A 14,263-nucleotide genomic window follows, 5' to 3' on the forward strand; every position below is an offset into this window, starting at 1 on the left:
TGTGCAGGGCGCCACAGCCATGCATGGCAGCATGTTTGCCATGAGGCTCTACCACCGACCACGCGCTATCCGCACCGCTGTGGTGCTCCCCGCCGTGGCCGCACTCGTCGCGAGCGCCGGCTGCAGCACCACCGTGGGGGGATCGGCCGTGATCGCCGGGCCGCAGATCGGGCAACCGGTGCAGTGGGGTCCGTGCCGGGTCGGCGGTGGCGGTGGTGGTAACGCGTTGCCGATTCCCGCGGGTGCGCAATGCGGCAAGATCGCCGTGCCGGTCGACTACGCCAAGCCCGACGCCGGCGTCGCCGTCCTTGCGCTGATTCGTTTTCCGGCCACCGGCACGAAGATCGGCTCGCTGATCATCAACCCGGGCGGTCCCGGCGAGTCGGGCATCGAAGCAGCCGCCAGCATCGTGGAAAACCTGCCCTCCTCGGTGCGGCAGGGCTTCGACATGGTGGGCTTCGATCCGCGCGGGGTTGGCTCCTCCACCCCAGCGGTGTGGTGCAACTCCGATGCCGACAACGACCGGCTGCGGGCCGACCCGCAGGTCGACTACAGCCCCAAAGGTGTCGCTCACATCGAGGGTGAGACCAAGGCCTTCATCCAGCGCTGCGTCGACAAGATGGGTAAGGACTTCCTCGCCAATGTCGGTACCGCCAGCGTCGCCAAGGATTTGGATGCGCTGCGCGCGGCTGTCGGCGACGACAAGCTGACCTACCTCGGCTACTCCTACGGCACCCGGATCGGTTCGGCCTACGCCGAGGCCTACCCAGACAAGGTGCGCGCGATGATCCTCGACGGCGCGGTCGACCCGAACGCCGATCCGATTCAGGCCGATATCGACCAGGCCGCCGCGTTCCAGCAAGCCTTCAACGACTACGCCGCCGACTGCGCCAAGGATCCCAGCTGCCCGCTGGGCACCGACCCGGCCAAAGCCGTCGACGTCTACCGCAGCCTGGTCGACCCGCTGGTCGACAAGCCACTGCCGACTCGGGATCCGCGCGGCCTCGGCTACGGTGACTCGATCATCGGCACGATCATGGCGCTGTATTCGCCGAATCTCTGGCGGCACCTGACGCAGGGCCTGACCGAGATGTCCAACGGTCGCGGCGACACCATGCTGGCGCTGGCCGATATGTACATGCGCCGCGACGCGCAGGGGCACTACACCAACGCCACCGACGCACGCATCGCGGTCAATTGCGTGGACCAGCCGGCGATCGCCGACCGTGACAAGGTGATCGCGGAAGATAAGAAGATGCGTGAGGTCGCGCCGTTCATGAGCTACGGCGACTTCACCGGGCACGCTCCGCTGAGCACGTGCGCGTTCTGGCCGACCCCGGCGACCAGCACCCCGCATGAGGTGAAGGCGCCCGGTCTGCCGCCCGTGCTCGTGGTGTCCACGACCAACGATCCGGCGACGCCGTATCAGGCGGGTGTGGACCTGGCCAAGCAACTCGGTGGAGTGCTGCTGACGTTCAACGGAACTCAGCACACGGTCGTCTTCCAGGGCAATGCCTGCGTGGACAGTTACTCCGCCGCCTACCTGGTCGATTTGAAGCTGCCCCCGCCCGGCACCACCTGCTGACGCCAAACACTAGGTGCCACAACGCTTCTACGCCGGCGTCAACATTCGTTACCAAATTTCGCTCGCATCTGAGACCGGAGTGTGACCGCCTCGCCGCCGCGGCGAACCGGCAGCCATGCGACGATGGCTGCCATGGGACGCACGAGTCGGATCGGCTCGGCGCTCGTCTACTGCACCGTGCTGGCCATGGGTGTCACGGCCCCACCGGCTGCTGCCACGCCGAACGCCGGGCCCGGTCAGGCGTCGGCGCCGCAGGTCACGTGGGGGAGCTGTCAGCGCTTCCTCGGTGACGGCGCCCGTGACATCCCGACCGCACAGTGCACAACTGTGCCGGTGCCGATCAGCGACGCGGATCCCGCTGGGCCGCAAGCACAGTTGGCCGTCGTCAAGATCCCGGCCACCGGCGAGCGCATCGGCGCGCTGTTCGTCAACCCCGGCGGACCCGGCGCCTCGGCGGTCGACTCCGCCGCCGGTATGAGTTTCGCGCTGGCTGGTAGCCCGATCACGCAACACTTCGACATCGTCGGGTTCGACCCGCGCGGTGTCGGCTACTCGACGCCCGCGATCCGCTGCCGCACCGATGCCGAGTTCGACGCCTGGCGGCGCAACCCGATGGTCGACTACAGCCCTGCCGGAGTGGCCGCGATCGAAAAGATCAACAGCAACCTCGCCAAGGAATGCGCGGACAAGATGGGCGCGGCGTTCCTGGCTGGTGTCGGAACAGATTCGGCCGCAAAGGATATGGACACCGTCCGTCAGGTCCTCGGCGATGCCCAGATCAACTATCTCGGTTTCAGCTACGGCACCGAACTGGGCACCGCGTATGTCGAGAAATTCCCGGACCGAGTCCGCGCCATGGTGCTCGACGGCGCAATCGACCCCGCACAAGGCACCGTGGACTCGATCATCCAGCAGATGACCGGCTTTCAGGTGGTGTTCAACGACTACGCCGCCGACTGCGCGAAATCGGCCGGCTGCCCGCTGGGCACCGACCCGGCGCATTGGGTCGACCGCTACCACCAGTTGGTCGATCCGCTGGTGACCAAGCCCGGCCCGACGTCCGATCCGCGCGGGTTGAGTTATCAGGACGCGATCACCGGCACGTTCAACGCGCTCTACACACCGCAGTATTGGAAGTTCCTCACCAGCGGTCTACTCGGTCTGCAACGCGGCAGCGATGCCGGTGATCTGTTGATGCTCGCCGACGAGTACGACGGCCGTGATCCCTACGGGCGTTACAGCAACGGGCAGGACGCGTTCAACGCGGTCCGCTGTGTCGACGGTCCGACGCCCACCGACCCGGCGGTGTGGGCCGATATCGACCGGCGCACCCGCGAGCTCGCACCCTTCCAGGCCTACGGCCAGTTCACCGGCTTCGCCCCCCGCGACCTGTGTGCGTTCTGGCCGGTGCCACCCACGTCGGCACCCCATCCCGCCCGCGCAGCCCCGCCGGGCAGCGTCGTCGTGGTGTCCACGACCCACGATCCGGCCACCCCGTACGAGGCCGGTGTCAACCTCGCCCGCGAGCTGGGTGCACCGCTGATCACGTTCGAGGGCACGCAGCACACCGCGGTGTTCAATGGCAACGAATGCATCGACTCGACGATTGTGAAGTACTTCGTCGACCAGACGGTTCCGGGCAATCTGACCTGCTGACCGCCAGGTGCAGCAGCCCCGTAACACGGAATTAACACCCGCTGCATACGCTCGCGTCATGGACCGCCAGAAGGAATTCGTGCTGCGCACGCTGGAGGAACGGGATATCCGATTCGTCCGGCTGTGGTTCACCGATGTGCTCGGCTACCTGAAGTCGGTCGCGATCGCTCCCGCGGAGCTCGAGGGTGCCTTCGAAGAGGGGATCGGCTTCGACGGTTCCTCGATCGAAGGGTTCGCGCGCGTCTTCGAATCCGACACCGTCGCCCGCCCGGATCCGTCGACGTTCCAGGTGCTGCCGTGGACCACCAGTGCGGGCCAGCACCACTCGGCCCGAATGTTCTGCGACATCACCATGCCCGACGGCTCACCGTCCTGGGCTGATAGCCGCCATGTGCTGCGCCGGCAGCTCGCCAAGGCCAGCGACCTCGGGTTCTCCTGCTACGTGCACCCCGAGATCGAGTTCTTCCTGCTCGAACCTGGCCCCTACGACGGCTCGGTGCCGGTACCGGCTGATAACGGCGGCTATTTCGATCAGGCCGTTCACGATTCGGCACCCAACTTCCGCCGGCACGCCATCGATGCGCTGGAACAGATGGGCATCTCGGTCGAATTCAGCCACCACGAGGGCGCACCCGGCCAGCAGGAAATCGACCTGCGCTACGCCGACGCGCTATCGATGGCCGACAACGTGATGACGTTTCGCTACGTCGTCAAGGAAGTCGCGCTCGCCGAAGGGGTGCGGGCCTCGTTCATGCCCAAGCCGTTCGCCGAATACCCCGGCTCGGCCATGCACACCCACATGAGCCTGTTCGAGGGTGAGAACAATGCGTTCCACAGCCCTGACGACCCGCTGCAGCTTTCCGATGTCGCGAAGTCATTCATCGCGGGCATCCTGGAGCATGCCAGCGAGATCAGCGCGATCACCAATCAGTGGGTGAACTCCTATAAGCGGCTGGTGCACGGCGGCGAGGCGCCGACGGCGGCATCATGGGGCGCGTCCAACCGCTCGGCGCTGGTGCGGGTGCCGATGTACACCCCGCGCAAGGCGTCCTCGCGCCGCATCGAGGTGCGCAGCCCTGACTCGGCGTGCAACCCGTACCTGGCGTTCGCGGTTCTGCTGGCGGCCGGGCTGCGCGGTATCGAGAAGAACTACGTGCTGGGCTCACAGGCCGAGGACAACGTGTGGATGCTGACCCCCGAGGAGCGGCGCGCAATGGGCTACCGGGAGCTGCCGTCCAGCCTGGGCATCGCATTGGCGGAGATGGAGAGCTCCGAGCTGGTCGCTGAGGCATTGGGTGAGCACGTCTTCGACTACTTCCTGCGCAACAAGCGCGCGGAGTGGGAGGAGTACCGCAGCAACGTCACGCCGTACGAGCTGAAGGCGTACCTATCTCTTTAGTGCGGCTAGGTACCGGTGGGCAGGAAGCGTAGCGACCGGCGAATCGACGTTGCGCTACCGTCGTGCACGTGGCTAAACCAGCGACGCAGCGCCCACGCGTTCCTAGCGTGGGCCGACTCGGTCTGGTCGAACCTTCCGCTGTCGCTGACCTGACCCGGCTCGGCTGGGACACCGATGCCCACGTGGAACTGCTGTGGTCACTGTCGCGGGCACCCGATGCCGATGTGGCCCTGCAGACGATGACTCGGTTGGCTGACGCGCTCGGCGGTGACTGGCCGCAGCTGAATTCCGCTCTGGTCAAGGACCGTGGCTTGCGCGGCCGGTTGTTCGCGGTGATCGGCTCGTCACTAGCCCTTGGCGATCATCTGGTGGCCAACCCGCAGTCATGGCATCTACTCGAAGGTGCGGCGGCACTTCCCGAACCGGCCGCGCTGGGCCGCCAATTCGACGACTGCATCGCCGAATTCGGCACCGCCCCGGCCACGATCATGCCGCGGCTGCGCGTGCTGTATCGCGACCAGCTGTTGGTCCTGGCTGGACTCGACCTGGCGTCGACGGTGGAGAACGAACCGGTGCCGGCGTTCTCCACGATCGGCGAACACCTCTCGGACATCGCTGACGCGGCGCTGGACGCCGCGCTGAAAGTGGCGAGCGCGACAGTCTGTAAAGAGGGCAGCGCAGCGCCTCGCCTCGCGATCATCGCGATGGGCAAATGTGGTGCCCGAGAACTGAACTACGTCAGCGATGTCGACGTCATCTTCGTCGGCGAAGACGCGGACCCAGTGACCACCCGGGTGGCCGGCGAGATGATGCGGCTGGCGTCGGACACGTTTTTCGAAGTGGACGCCGCGCTGCGCCCCGAAGGTAAGCAGGGTGCGCTGGTGCGCACCCTCGATTCGCACATCGCCTACTACCAGCGGTGGGCCAAGACGTGGGAATTCCAGGCGCTGCTGAAGGCTAGGCCGGCCGTTGGTGACGCCGAACTCGGGCAGCAGTACATGGCCGCACTGATGCCGATGGTGTGGACAGCCTGCGAGCGTGAGGATTTCGTACCCGAGGTGCAGGCCATGCGCCGCCGGGTCGAAGCATTGGTGCCCGCCGACGTGCGCGACCGTGAGATCAAACTCGGCACGGGCGGGTTGCGCGATGTCGAATTCGCGGTCCAGCTCCTGCAATTGGTGCATGGCCGCACCGATGAGTCGCTGCACGTGGCCTCGACGGTCGACGCGCTCGCGGCGCTGGCGGCCGGTGGTTACGTCGGACGCGACGATGCCGCGAACCTGACGGCGTCCTATGAATTCCTGCGGCTGCTGGAACACCGGCTGCAACTGCAGCGCCTCAAGCGAACCCATATGCTGCCGCCCGCCGAGGATGAAGAGGGGCTGCGCTGGCTGGCCCGCGCGGCGCACATGCGTCCCGACGGCACCCACGATTCGCTCGGCGTCCTGCGCGAGGAGATCAAGCGGCAGAACCTTCGGGTATCGCGTTTGCACGCCAAGCTTTTCTATCAACCGCTGCTGGAGTCGGTCGGGCCGTCGGTGGGGCTCGAGCCCGGCCTGACACCAGAGGGCGCCGAGCGTCAGCTCGCCGCACTGGGCTACGAGGGCCCGCAGAGTGCACTGACGCATCTGAGTGCCCTGGTCAATCAGAGCGGGCGCCGCGGCCGGGTCCAAGCGGTGCTGTTGCCCCGGCTTCTCGACTGGTTGTCGGACGCTCCCGACCCGGACAGTGGTCTGCTGGCCTATCGGCGGGTAAGCGAGGCGCTATCCGAACAGCGTTGGTATTTGAGCACTTTGCGGGACGAGAGTGCGGTCGCCAAGCGGCTGATGCGGGTGCTGGGCACCTCGGCCTACGTACCCGAGCTGCTGATGCGGGCACCGGAGGTGATCCAGCAGTACGCCGACGGTCCTGGCGGCCCCAAGTTGCTCGACGTCGATCCCGGGGCGGTCTCCCGGGCGCTGATCGCGTCGAGCGCACGTCATGCCGACCCGGTCCGCGCGATCGCGGCCGCGCGGACCCTGCGCCGTCGGGAACTGGCCCGGGTGGCTTCCGCGGATCTGCTGGGCATGCTGGAAGTTCGAGATGTCTGTAGCGCGCTTACCTCGGTGTGGCTCGCGGTGCTGCAGTCGGCGCTGGATGCGGTGATCCGCGCCAACACCCCCGCCGACGGTCTCGTACCGGCTAGGTTCGCGGTGATCGGAATGGGCCGCCTCGGCGGTGGGGAACTGGGCTACGGCTCGGACGCCGACGTGATGTTCGTCTGTGAGGCGAACCCCGGCGTCGAAGAGTCACGTGCGGTGAAGTGGTCGGTGACGGTCGCCGAGCAGGTGCGGACACTGCTCGGAACACCCAGTGCCGACCCGCCTTTGGAGGTCGACGCCAATCTGCGTCCGGAGGGCCGCCAAGGTCCACTGGTGCGCACCCTGGCGTCGTATGAGGCCTACTATGCGCAGTGGGCTCAACCGTGGGAGATCCAGGCCCTGTTGCGTGCCCACGCGGTGGCCGGCGATATGGAGCTCGGGCGCCGTTTCCTGCTGATGGTGGATAAGACGCGATACCCGGCCGGCGGGGTGTCCGCTGAAGCGGTGCAGGAGATCCGGCGCATCAAGGCCCGGGTGGATGCCGAGCGGCTGCCGCGTGGCGCCGATCCCAATACCCACACCAAGCTCGGTCGCGGCGGGTTGGCTGACGTGGAATGGACCGTGCAGCTGCTGCAACTGCGTCATGCCCACAACGTGCCGTCGCTGCACAACACCTCGACACTGCAGACGCTGGACGCCATAGGTGCGGCCGAACTATTGGGCGAGGATGATGTCGACCTGCTGCGCCAGGCCTGGTTGACGGCGACCAGTGCGCGCAACGCGCTGGTGCTGGTGCGCGGCAAACCGACCGACCAGCTGCCCGGCCCGGGGCGTCAGCTCAATACGGTCGCGGTGGCGGCAGGTTGGCATAACGAAGACGGTAGCGAGTTCCTGGACAACTATCTGCGGGTGACCCGGCGCGCGAAAGCCGTTGTGCTCAAGGTTTTCGGAGGTTAGGCGGCGTGGACTTCGACTGGGGCGTCATCAGCGCCGACGAGCACGACCGGATCGGTGCGCTGCACGAGCCGCTGGCCGAGGCGATACGCAGGCTCGTCGACGCCAGCCTGCACAGCGGCGCCGACGCGGAGACAATCATGGCGGCCCGGCAGACCATCGACGAGGTCACCGAGATGCTCGAGCGCACACCGACTGACCGGCCGCGGGTACTGCGGCACGAGGGCACCGGCTTGCCGGTGGTGTGGCGCAACCCCGCTGTGGGACGGCACAATCCACTGGCCCCGCCAATGGAGACCCATCATGACGAGGGCCGGGTGTGGACGGAGTTCACATTGGGGTCGGTCTACGAGGGGCCGCCCGGTCTGGTGCACGGTGGCATCTGCGCGCTGCTGCTCGATCAGCTTCTCGGTGAGGTTGCGACCAGGCAGCTGAGCAAGCCCAAGTTCACCGGCACGATCACGCTGAAGTACCTGCGCGGCACACCGCTGGGCCCCTTGCGCGGCGAGGCGTGGGTCGAGGGGCACGAGGGTTACAAGACATATGCGCGCGGATTTCTGCGCGACGCACAGGGAATCACCGTAGAAGCAGAAGGAGTTTTCATTATGCCGGCGTGGGCGAGGGATGCATGAAGTTCTATGTCAGCGTTGCGTTCCTGGAGACCAGCGAGATCATCGAGATCGCCAAGGCCGCCGATGATTTGGGCTATGAAGGTCTCGGCATCCCCGATCACGTGGTGAACCTGGAAACCCTGGCCACCCCATACCCATACACCAAGAACGGCGAGCGGCGCTGGCAGCCGTTCACCGACTGGCCAGACCCGTGGGTGCTGGTCGGTGCGCTGGCTCAGGCCACAAGTGAGATCAAGTTCGTGACGACGGTCTACATCCCGGGGATGCGCGACCCGTACTCTGCCGCCAAATCGATTGGCACCGCGGCCTATCTGGCCAACGGCCGGGTGGAACTCGGCATCGGCGTCGGCTGGTGTGAGGAAGAGTTCACGCTGATGGGCCAGCAGTTCGCCAAGCGCGGCAAGCGCACCGACGAGATGATCGAGTTGATGAGGGCGCTGTGGCAGCCAGGCTGGACGGAGTTCGACGGCGAGTTCTATCAGACCCCGCGGCTGGAGATGATGCCGACGCCGCCGCACATCCCGATCTACAGCGGGGGACTCTCCGATATCGCGCTGCGCAGGGCCGCAGGCCTGGACGGCTGGATCGGCGATCTGATCAGCCTGGACCAGGCCATTCTGCGGGTCGAGAAGCTGCGTGAGCTACGCGCCCAAAACGGTTTGACGATGGACGGTTTCGAGATCCTGACACCGCTGACCGACGCCTTCACCATTCCGCACTACGAGCGGGCGGCGGCCGCGGGCATCACCGGGATCGTGACGATGCCGTGGATGTTCTACTCCGGGCCGGATGCTTCGCTGGCGGAGAAGATTGACGGAATGCGACGATTCCGTAAGGATCTGGCGTTGGACGCCTAATTGTTCACGGGTTGCAGCAGGTGCAGTGCCGTGGGTCGGTGACTGACAAATGCTGCAGGGCAAGCCGCCCTTAGTGTCGATGTGGCCGAATCCCGTTGTGCCGCAGCTCGGTCAGGCGGGAAAGAGCCGCTTTGCGAGACTCCGACCCAAGCGGGTCAGGATGATTCGTCGGCTGGGGTTGTGATGGGCGCGCAAGTCGGGCTCGACGACCGCGGTGTCGTCCGGTGAGCTGCTTACCGTCCGGCCGACCGCGATCAATGCTCCGCGGTAGGGGTGAGCATCAGGCTGACCCGTCGGTGCCCGCAGGTTCATGAAGCACCGCCAGGATCTCGCCGATGTGATGACCGCGTTCCACGGGGTGCCGCAACGGGCGGTCGGCTCGGATCCGGTAGTAGTTGCGCCGGCCTTCCCGTAACCGATCCAGGTAACCGGCTGAGACCAGGTCGCTGACGATGCGTTGCGCCGCACGCTCGGTGACTCCGACCCGTTCGGCGACGTCGCGCAGCCGGATCCCGGGGTCGCGGGCGATGCACAGCAGGGTGTGAGCGTGGTTGGTCAAGAACGTCCACTCCGCCATACCGGAATTTTAGTTCCCCAATAGCAAGACAGGAAATGCGCCGCGCCCGGCGATCATCGACACACATGCGATTCATAATTCCAGAAGCTTGACACACGTTATACAATACACGTAATTTGCGTCGCATGTTGAGCATCTCAAGCGCCGGCCTGATGGCAATGCTGGTGGTGCCGGCGGCGATGGCGCTGGGTGCGGGCACCTTCGGCTCGCGGCACTCCCGGGCATGGGGCCGGGCAGGTGCTCTGACCGCCGGACTGGGGTTCCTCGGAGCCTGCGCCATGGCCGTCCAAGCCGCGAGTGGAACGCCCGCCTCGGCCACGGTCGCCGGGCTCGTCGTGTCGGCCGATCGCCTTGCGGCAGTGCTGTTGTTGCTGGTGTTCGGGGTCAGCTCGGTGGTCCAAGCCTTCGCGGTCCGCTATCTCGCCGGTGATCCGCGGGCCGCCTGGTTCACCGTGGGGGCGTCCCTGTTGACGTCGGCCTCGGCCGGGCTGGTCACGTCCGCGACCCTGGTGGGCCTGGCCGCAAGCTGGACCGTCGCCGGCGTCGCGCTCTGCCTGCTGCTCGGCATGTACTGGCACCTTCCCGCGGCACGAGACGGGGTACGACGGACCGCGACCGCGTTCCTGATCGGCGATCTCGTGCTGTGGACGGCAGTGGGCATCTCCACCGCGCGCTGGGGTGCGATCGACCTGCGCACCCTCGGTGCCGACCGACCCGACGGGCCATTGCTGCCGGTGATCGCCGGCCTGATCGTGGTGGCCGCGCTGTCCCGGTCGGCCCAGATTCCCTTTCATCGATGGCTGCCCGCCACCCTTGCGGCACCCACCCCGGTGTCCGCGCTGCTGCACGCCGGCGTGGTCAACGCCGGTGGCATCCTCCTGGTGCGGCTGGCCCCCCTGGTCACCGGTGAACTCGCCCGCGGACTGACGATCACCGCCGGCGCTCTCACCATGGTCTACGCGACGGTGATCATGCTGGTGAAGCCCGACATCAAAGGCGCACTGGCGAATTCGACCATGGCGCAGATGGGCTTCATGATCCTCACCTGCGGACTGGGGCTGTGGGGCGCGACGGTCTTTCACCTCGTCGCGCACGGGTTCTACAAGGCCACGCTGTTCCTGTCCTCAGGTTCGGCGATCGCCCAGCGGCGACGCGCAGCTTCGCGCCCGCCGATGCCCGCTATCACTGCCCGGCGGCGCGCGCTCAGCGTGGCCGCCGCGGTCGCGCTGCCGGCCATCGCCCTGTACGCGGCCGTCCGGGTGATCCCCCTGACTGTCGGCGACCACACCGCCGAACCGGCGTTGCTGATCTTCGCGTGGGCCACCGGCGCGGCCGCCACGTGGGGCTGGTTGGCGCGGCGTCGCAGCATCGGTGCCGCCCTCTCGGCCGCGGCGGTGCTGCTGCCGGTCGCCCTGGCCTACCGCGCGTTGGTGGCCGCGGTCAGCGGATTCCTTGCTCCCGCACTGCCTGCCGAGGCGGCACCGGCCGCGCTTGCTTGGCTGGTCACCGGCACCGCCTGCGCGGTACTGGCCGGTCTGGCGGTGCTGCGGTGGATGCCCGCGACCGTGCTGCACCGCGCCGTGTATGCGCGAGCCATCAGTGCCGGCCATCTCCAGATGCCGGTGCTCGCTCAACCGAAAGGAGTACGTTCATGACCCACTCTGACGCCCAACGCGCTCGGCTGCGCAGTGACGTCGCGATCGCAGCGCGGGTGTTGCCCACCCACTATCCGCTGGAGACGTTCATCGCGGTCAACCCGCTGGCCGGTCTGGAGGGCATGCCCTTCGAGCTGGCGATCCGGCGGGCTGGCGACCTGTACGGCATGCCGGGCACTCTGCCGCTTCACACCTTCCGCAATCTGCACATGGCGGGCCGGATAACCGACGCCGACCTGGATGCGGCGTTGCTGCGCCGTTACCCCAACCTCGGCGCGGCGCCCGCACTGAGCCTGGGTGCGCTGGAGGTCACTGCGCTGGAACTGATGAGGGCCGATCTGCTGTGCGGCACCGGGGCACCGGAACCACTGCGGCGGTCCCGAATTCGGTCCGAGCAGCACGCCCCGCGGCTCGCGGCCAGTGTCGACGACCAGGCGGCCAAATGGTGCTCGGCCTTCTTTGGGTACGGCGCGTGGCCGATGCCCGGCCGGGAGGACGGCTTCTACGCCGCCTGGCGTGCCCTGGCTGCCGGGGACCCCACCCTCAAGCGCAGAGTCCGGGCGCGGTTGCGCGGGACGGCACCGCGGCCCGACGACGCGGTACTGGCGGCCTTGTCCGCGCTGGACGTCGGGGACTCGGCTCGGATCGCCTACCTGCAGGCGCACCTGACCCGCCTGCCCGGCTGGGCAGCGCACATTCAGTGGTGCGCGGGCCGGGGCGCCGGGATCGACCTTCTGCAGTACCTCGCGATGCGGCTGGCCTACGAGACTGCCCTGCTGGCCGGTCATCGCGCCGCCGCCGTCGAGCAGATCCCGGCGCCGCTGCCCTCGGCGCGGGAACGGGCCACTCATCTCGAGCGGGTGTGGGGGTTGACCGCCGTCACCGACCAGCAACGCGCCGCTGCCGCGAGGGTGCTCTCGGCCCTGCCGGTGACGGCACGAGACATGCTGTGGCAGAACGCGTTCGAGGGTAGCTACCGGGATCAGCTGCTGGTCGGACTGGAGCGCAGCGGTGCATCCGGCAGCGCCGGGCCGGTGCATACCCAATTGGTGACCTGCATCGACACCCGATCGGAGGGGCTGCGCCGCCACCTGGAGTCACTCGGGGGCTACCAGTCCCTCGGCTTCGCCGGGTTCTTCGCGGTCGCCATCCGCTTCTCGGACCTGCTCGGGGGAACCCCCAGCGACCTCTGCCCGGTACTTATCGCGCCAAGCCACGACATCCGGGAAACATCCGCACCGCACACCGCCGAACAGGCGGCGAGGCGAGTGTCAGGGGTCCTGCGCCTGGCCGGTGCCGAGTCGGCATTCCACGCCGCCAAAGAGGCGCTGGCCGCACCTTTCGTGCTGGCCGAGGTGTCCGGCTGGGCTTCGGCTCCGCTGTCGGTGGCCAAGACACTGGCGCCTGCGGCCAGCGGCGGCATCCGCAACCGTCTGCACCGCCTGATGGTGCCCGATGCTCCCACCGTGCTGAACGTCGACGCCATACCGCTGGCCGAGCGGGCCCTGTTCGCGCAGGTGGCGCTCACCACCATGGGGCTGGTCAGCGGGTTCGGCCGCCTGGTGGTCTTCGCCGGACACGGCAGCTCGACCGAGAACAATCCCTACCAGGCGGCGCTGGACTGCGGTGCCTGCGGGGGACAGCCGGGAGGTCCCAACGCCCGGACGGCAGCGATGATCCTCAACCAGCCCCAGGTGCGGGAGGAACTGCGGGCGGTGGGAATCGACATCCCCGACAGCACGTATTTCCTGGCCGCACAACACGACACCGCGACAGATCAGGTCGCGATTCTCGATCGGCACTTGATCCCGCCGGATCACTACGGGGATGTTGAGCGGCTCGGCGCCGACCTGGTCCGCGCCGGTAGCGAGCTGGCAGCCGAGCGCTGCGCGACGCTGCCCGGCGCGCGGCGCGGCCTCACACCGCGACGGGCGGCCCGCCACGTTGCGGCCAGGTCACTCGACTGGGCCCAGGTCTATCCCGAGTGGGGGCTGGCCGGCAACGCCGCCTTCATCGTCGCCCCCCGCGACGTCACCGCCGGCCTGGATCTGAAGCGCCGTACCTTCCTGCACTCCTACCGGGCTGACGTCGACAAGGACGGCACCGCACTGGAGACCATCCTCACCGCGCCGCTGGTGGTCGCGCAGTGGATCAACTGCCAGTACTACTTCTCGACGGTCGCCCCGGAGGTATTCGGGGCAGGCACCAAGACTGTCCACAACGTGGTCGGCACCGCGGGGGTGATCACCGGGTACAGCGGCGATCTACGCCTCGGCTTGCCCTGGCAATCGCTGGCCGACGGGTACCAGCTGCGGCACGAACCGCTTCGGCTGCTGGCCGCGATCCAGGCGCCGCTGACCCGGATCGACATGATCGTCGAGCGCAACCCGATCCTGGAAGATCTGTTCGGCAACGACTGGGTCGCGGTGGCCGCCCGGGCGGACGGCAACGCGCCATGGCACCGATGGAGTCGCTGCGGTTGGCGGCCCTGGTTCGAATCCGATTCCACACCAACAATTCTCGATGAGGAGATGGCGTCATGAACGTACCGACCCTGACCAAGATGATAAAGATCGAGGTGGTGGTCCCCGGAGGTGACGCCTCGGCTGTCCGTGAGCTGATCCAAAGCGTCGGTGCCACCGGCTTCACCAGCCTGTCCGGCGTGTCGGGACTCGGACATCACGGCTACCGGCAGGGCCGGCTGCTGTTCAACCAGCAGGCGGCCCTGGAATTACTCATCACCGTGGTCCCGGAATCCAAAGCCGACGCGCTGCTGGCCGGTCTGCGGCCGCTGCTGGACGCCTCGTCCGGGGTGATGTTCGTGACTGAAACCTACGTCAGTCGACCCGAGTACTTCAGCTGAGAAT

10 protein-coding genes are annotated in these 14,263 nt (G+C 67.4%); 9 read left to right on the plus strand and 1 reads right to left on the minus strand.

Annotated elements, in window-relative coordinates:
* Nucleotides 1-40 precede the first annotated feature (40 nt).
* The 6 genes from G6N13_RS17365 (at nt 41) to G6N13_RS17390 (ending at nt 9,164) form a co-directional block, all read left to right on the plus strand.
* Nucleotides 41-1,585 (plus strand): alpha/beta hydrolase, encoded by a 1,545-nt coding sequence (locus tag G6N13_RS17365; protein ID WP_170310457.1) that lies wholly within the window; start codon nt 41-43, stop codon nt 1,583-1,585.
* 123 nt (nt 1,586-1,708) lie between these two features.
* The gene (locus G6N13_RS17370; RefSeq protein ID WP_163698949.1) at nt 1,709-3,241 is read left to right on the plus strand and encodes an alpha/beta hydrolase; all 1,533 of its coding nucleotides are present in this window, start codon (nt 1,709-1,711) and stop codon (nt 3,239-3,241) included.
* Nucleotides 3,242-3,299: 58 nt separating this feature from the next.
* Nucleotides 3,300-4,640: a type I glutamate--ammonia ligase gene (gene glnA, locus G6N13_RS17375; protein ID WP_163698951.1), complete on the plus strand. Its 1,341-nt coding sequence runs from the start codon at nt 3,300-3,302 to the stop codon at nt 4,638-4,640.
* Between the two features lie 68 nt (nt 4,641-4,708).
* Nucleotides 4,709-7,678, plus strand: coding sequence for a bifunctional [glutamine synthetase] adenylyltransferase/[glutamine synthetase]-adenylyl-L-tyrosine phosphorylase (locus G6N13_RS17380; RefSeq protein ID WP_163698953.1), 2,970 nt, complete (start codon nt 4,709-4,711; stop codon nt 7,676-7,678).
* A 5-nt stretch (nt 7,679-7,683) separates the two neighbouring features.
* Complete coding sequence (locus tag G6N13_RS17385; protein ID WP_163698955.1) at nt 7,684-8,307, plus strand: PaaI family thioesterase; 624 nt, start codon at nt 7,684-7,686, stop codon at nt 8,305-8,307.
* Complete coding sequence (locus G6N13_RS17390; RefSeq protein ID WP_163698956.1) at nt 8,304-9,164, plus strand: TIGR03619 family F420-dependent LLM class oxidoreductase; 861 nt, start codon at nt 8,304-8,306, stop codon at nt 9,162-9,164. The genes G6N13_RS17385 and G6N13_RS17390 overlap by 4 nt, the downstream gene beginning before the upstream one ends.
* A 280-nt stretch (nt 9,165-9,444) precedes the next feature.
* Here the strand turns inward: G6N13_RS17390 and G6N13_RS17395 are convergent, their stop codons facing one another.
* Nucleotides 9,445-9,741, minus strand: a complete 297-nt coding sequence (locus G6N13_RS17395) for a helix-turn-helix transcriptional regulator (RefSeq protein ID WP_163698959.1) — start codon at nt 9,739-9,741, stop codon at nt 9,445-9,447.
* Between the two features lie 125 nt (nt 9,742-9,866).
* Here G6N13_RS17395 and G6N13_RS17400 point away from each other — a divergent pair, with 125 nt between their 5' ends.
* The 3 genes from G6N13_RS17400 to G6N13_RS17410 are packed head-to-tail and all read left to right on the plus strand — an operon-like array spanning nt 9,867 to nt 14,259.
* Complete coding sequence (locus tag G6N13_RS17400) at nt 9,867-11,396, plus strand: proton-conducting transporter transmembrane domain-containing protein (protein ID WP_163698960.1); 1,530 nt, start codon at nt 9,867-9,869, stop codon at nt 11,394-11,396.
* Nucleotides 11,393-13,939 (plus strand): DUF2309 domain-containing protein, encoded by a 2,547-nt coding sequence (locus G6N13_RS17405; protein ID WP_163698963.1) that lies wholly within the window; start codon nt 11,393-11,395, stop codon nt 13,937-13,939. Before G6N13_RS17400 ends, G6N13_RS17405 begins: the two co-directional genes overlap by 4 nt.
* Nucleotides 13,936-14,259 (plus strand): P-II family nitrogen regulator, encoded by a 324-nt coding sequence (locus G6N13_RS17410; RefSeq protein ID WP_163698965.1) that lies wholly within the window; start codon nt 13,936-13,938, stop codon nt 14,257-14,259. The genes G6N13_RS17405 and G6N13_RS17410 overlap by 4 nt, the downstream gene beginning before the upstream one ends.
* Nucleotides 14,260-14,263: the final 4 nt, after the last annotated feature.

Source organism: Mycolicibacterium sarraceniae (assembly GCF_010731875.1).
Taxonomy (GTDB): domain Bacteria; phylum Actinomycetota; class Actinomycetes; order Mycobacteriales; family Mycobacteriaceae; genus Mycobacterium; species Mycobacterium sarraceniae.

Bases quoted from the DNA above. Each gene is read 5' to 3' on its own strand.
- G6N13_RS17365 (WP_170310457.1), top strand. From the start codon at position 41: ATGAGGCTCTACCACCGACCACGCGCTATCCGCACCGCTGTGGTGCTC.
- G6N13_RS17370 (WP_163698949.1), top strand. From the start codon at position 1,709: ATGGCTGCCATGGGACGCACGAGTCGGATCGGCTCGGCGCTCGTCTAC.
- glnA (WP_163698951.1), top strand. From the start codon at position 3,300: ATGGACCGCCAGAAGGAATTCGTGCTGCGCACGCTGGAGGAACGGGAT.
- G6N13_RS17390 (WP_163698956.1), top strand. From the start codon at position 8,304: ATGAAGTTCTATGTCAGCGTTGCGTTCCTGGAGACCAGCGAGATCATC.
- G6N13_RS17395 (WP_163698959.1), bottom strand. From the start codon at position 9,741: ATGGCGGAGTGGACGTTCTTGACCAACCACGCTCACACCCTGCTGTGC.
- G6N13_RS17400 (WP_163698960.1), top strand. From the start codon at position 9,867: ATGTTGAGCATCTCAAGCGCCGGCCTGATGGCAATGCTGGTGGTGCCG.
- G6N13_RS17405 (WP_163698963.1), top strand. From the start codon at position 11,393: ATGACCCACTCTGACGCCCAACGCGCTCGGCTGCGCAGTGACGTCGCG.
- G6N13_RS17410 (WP_163698965.1), top strand. From the start codon at position 13,936: ATGAACGTACCGACCCTGACCAAGATGATAAAGATCGAGGTGGTGGTC.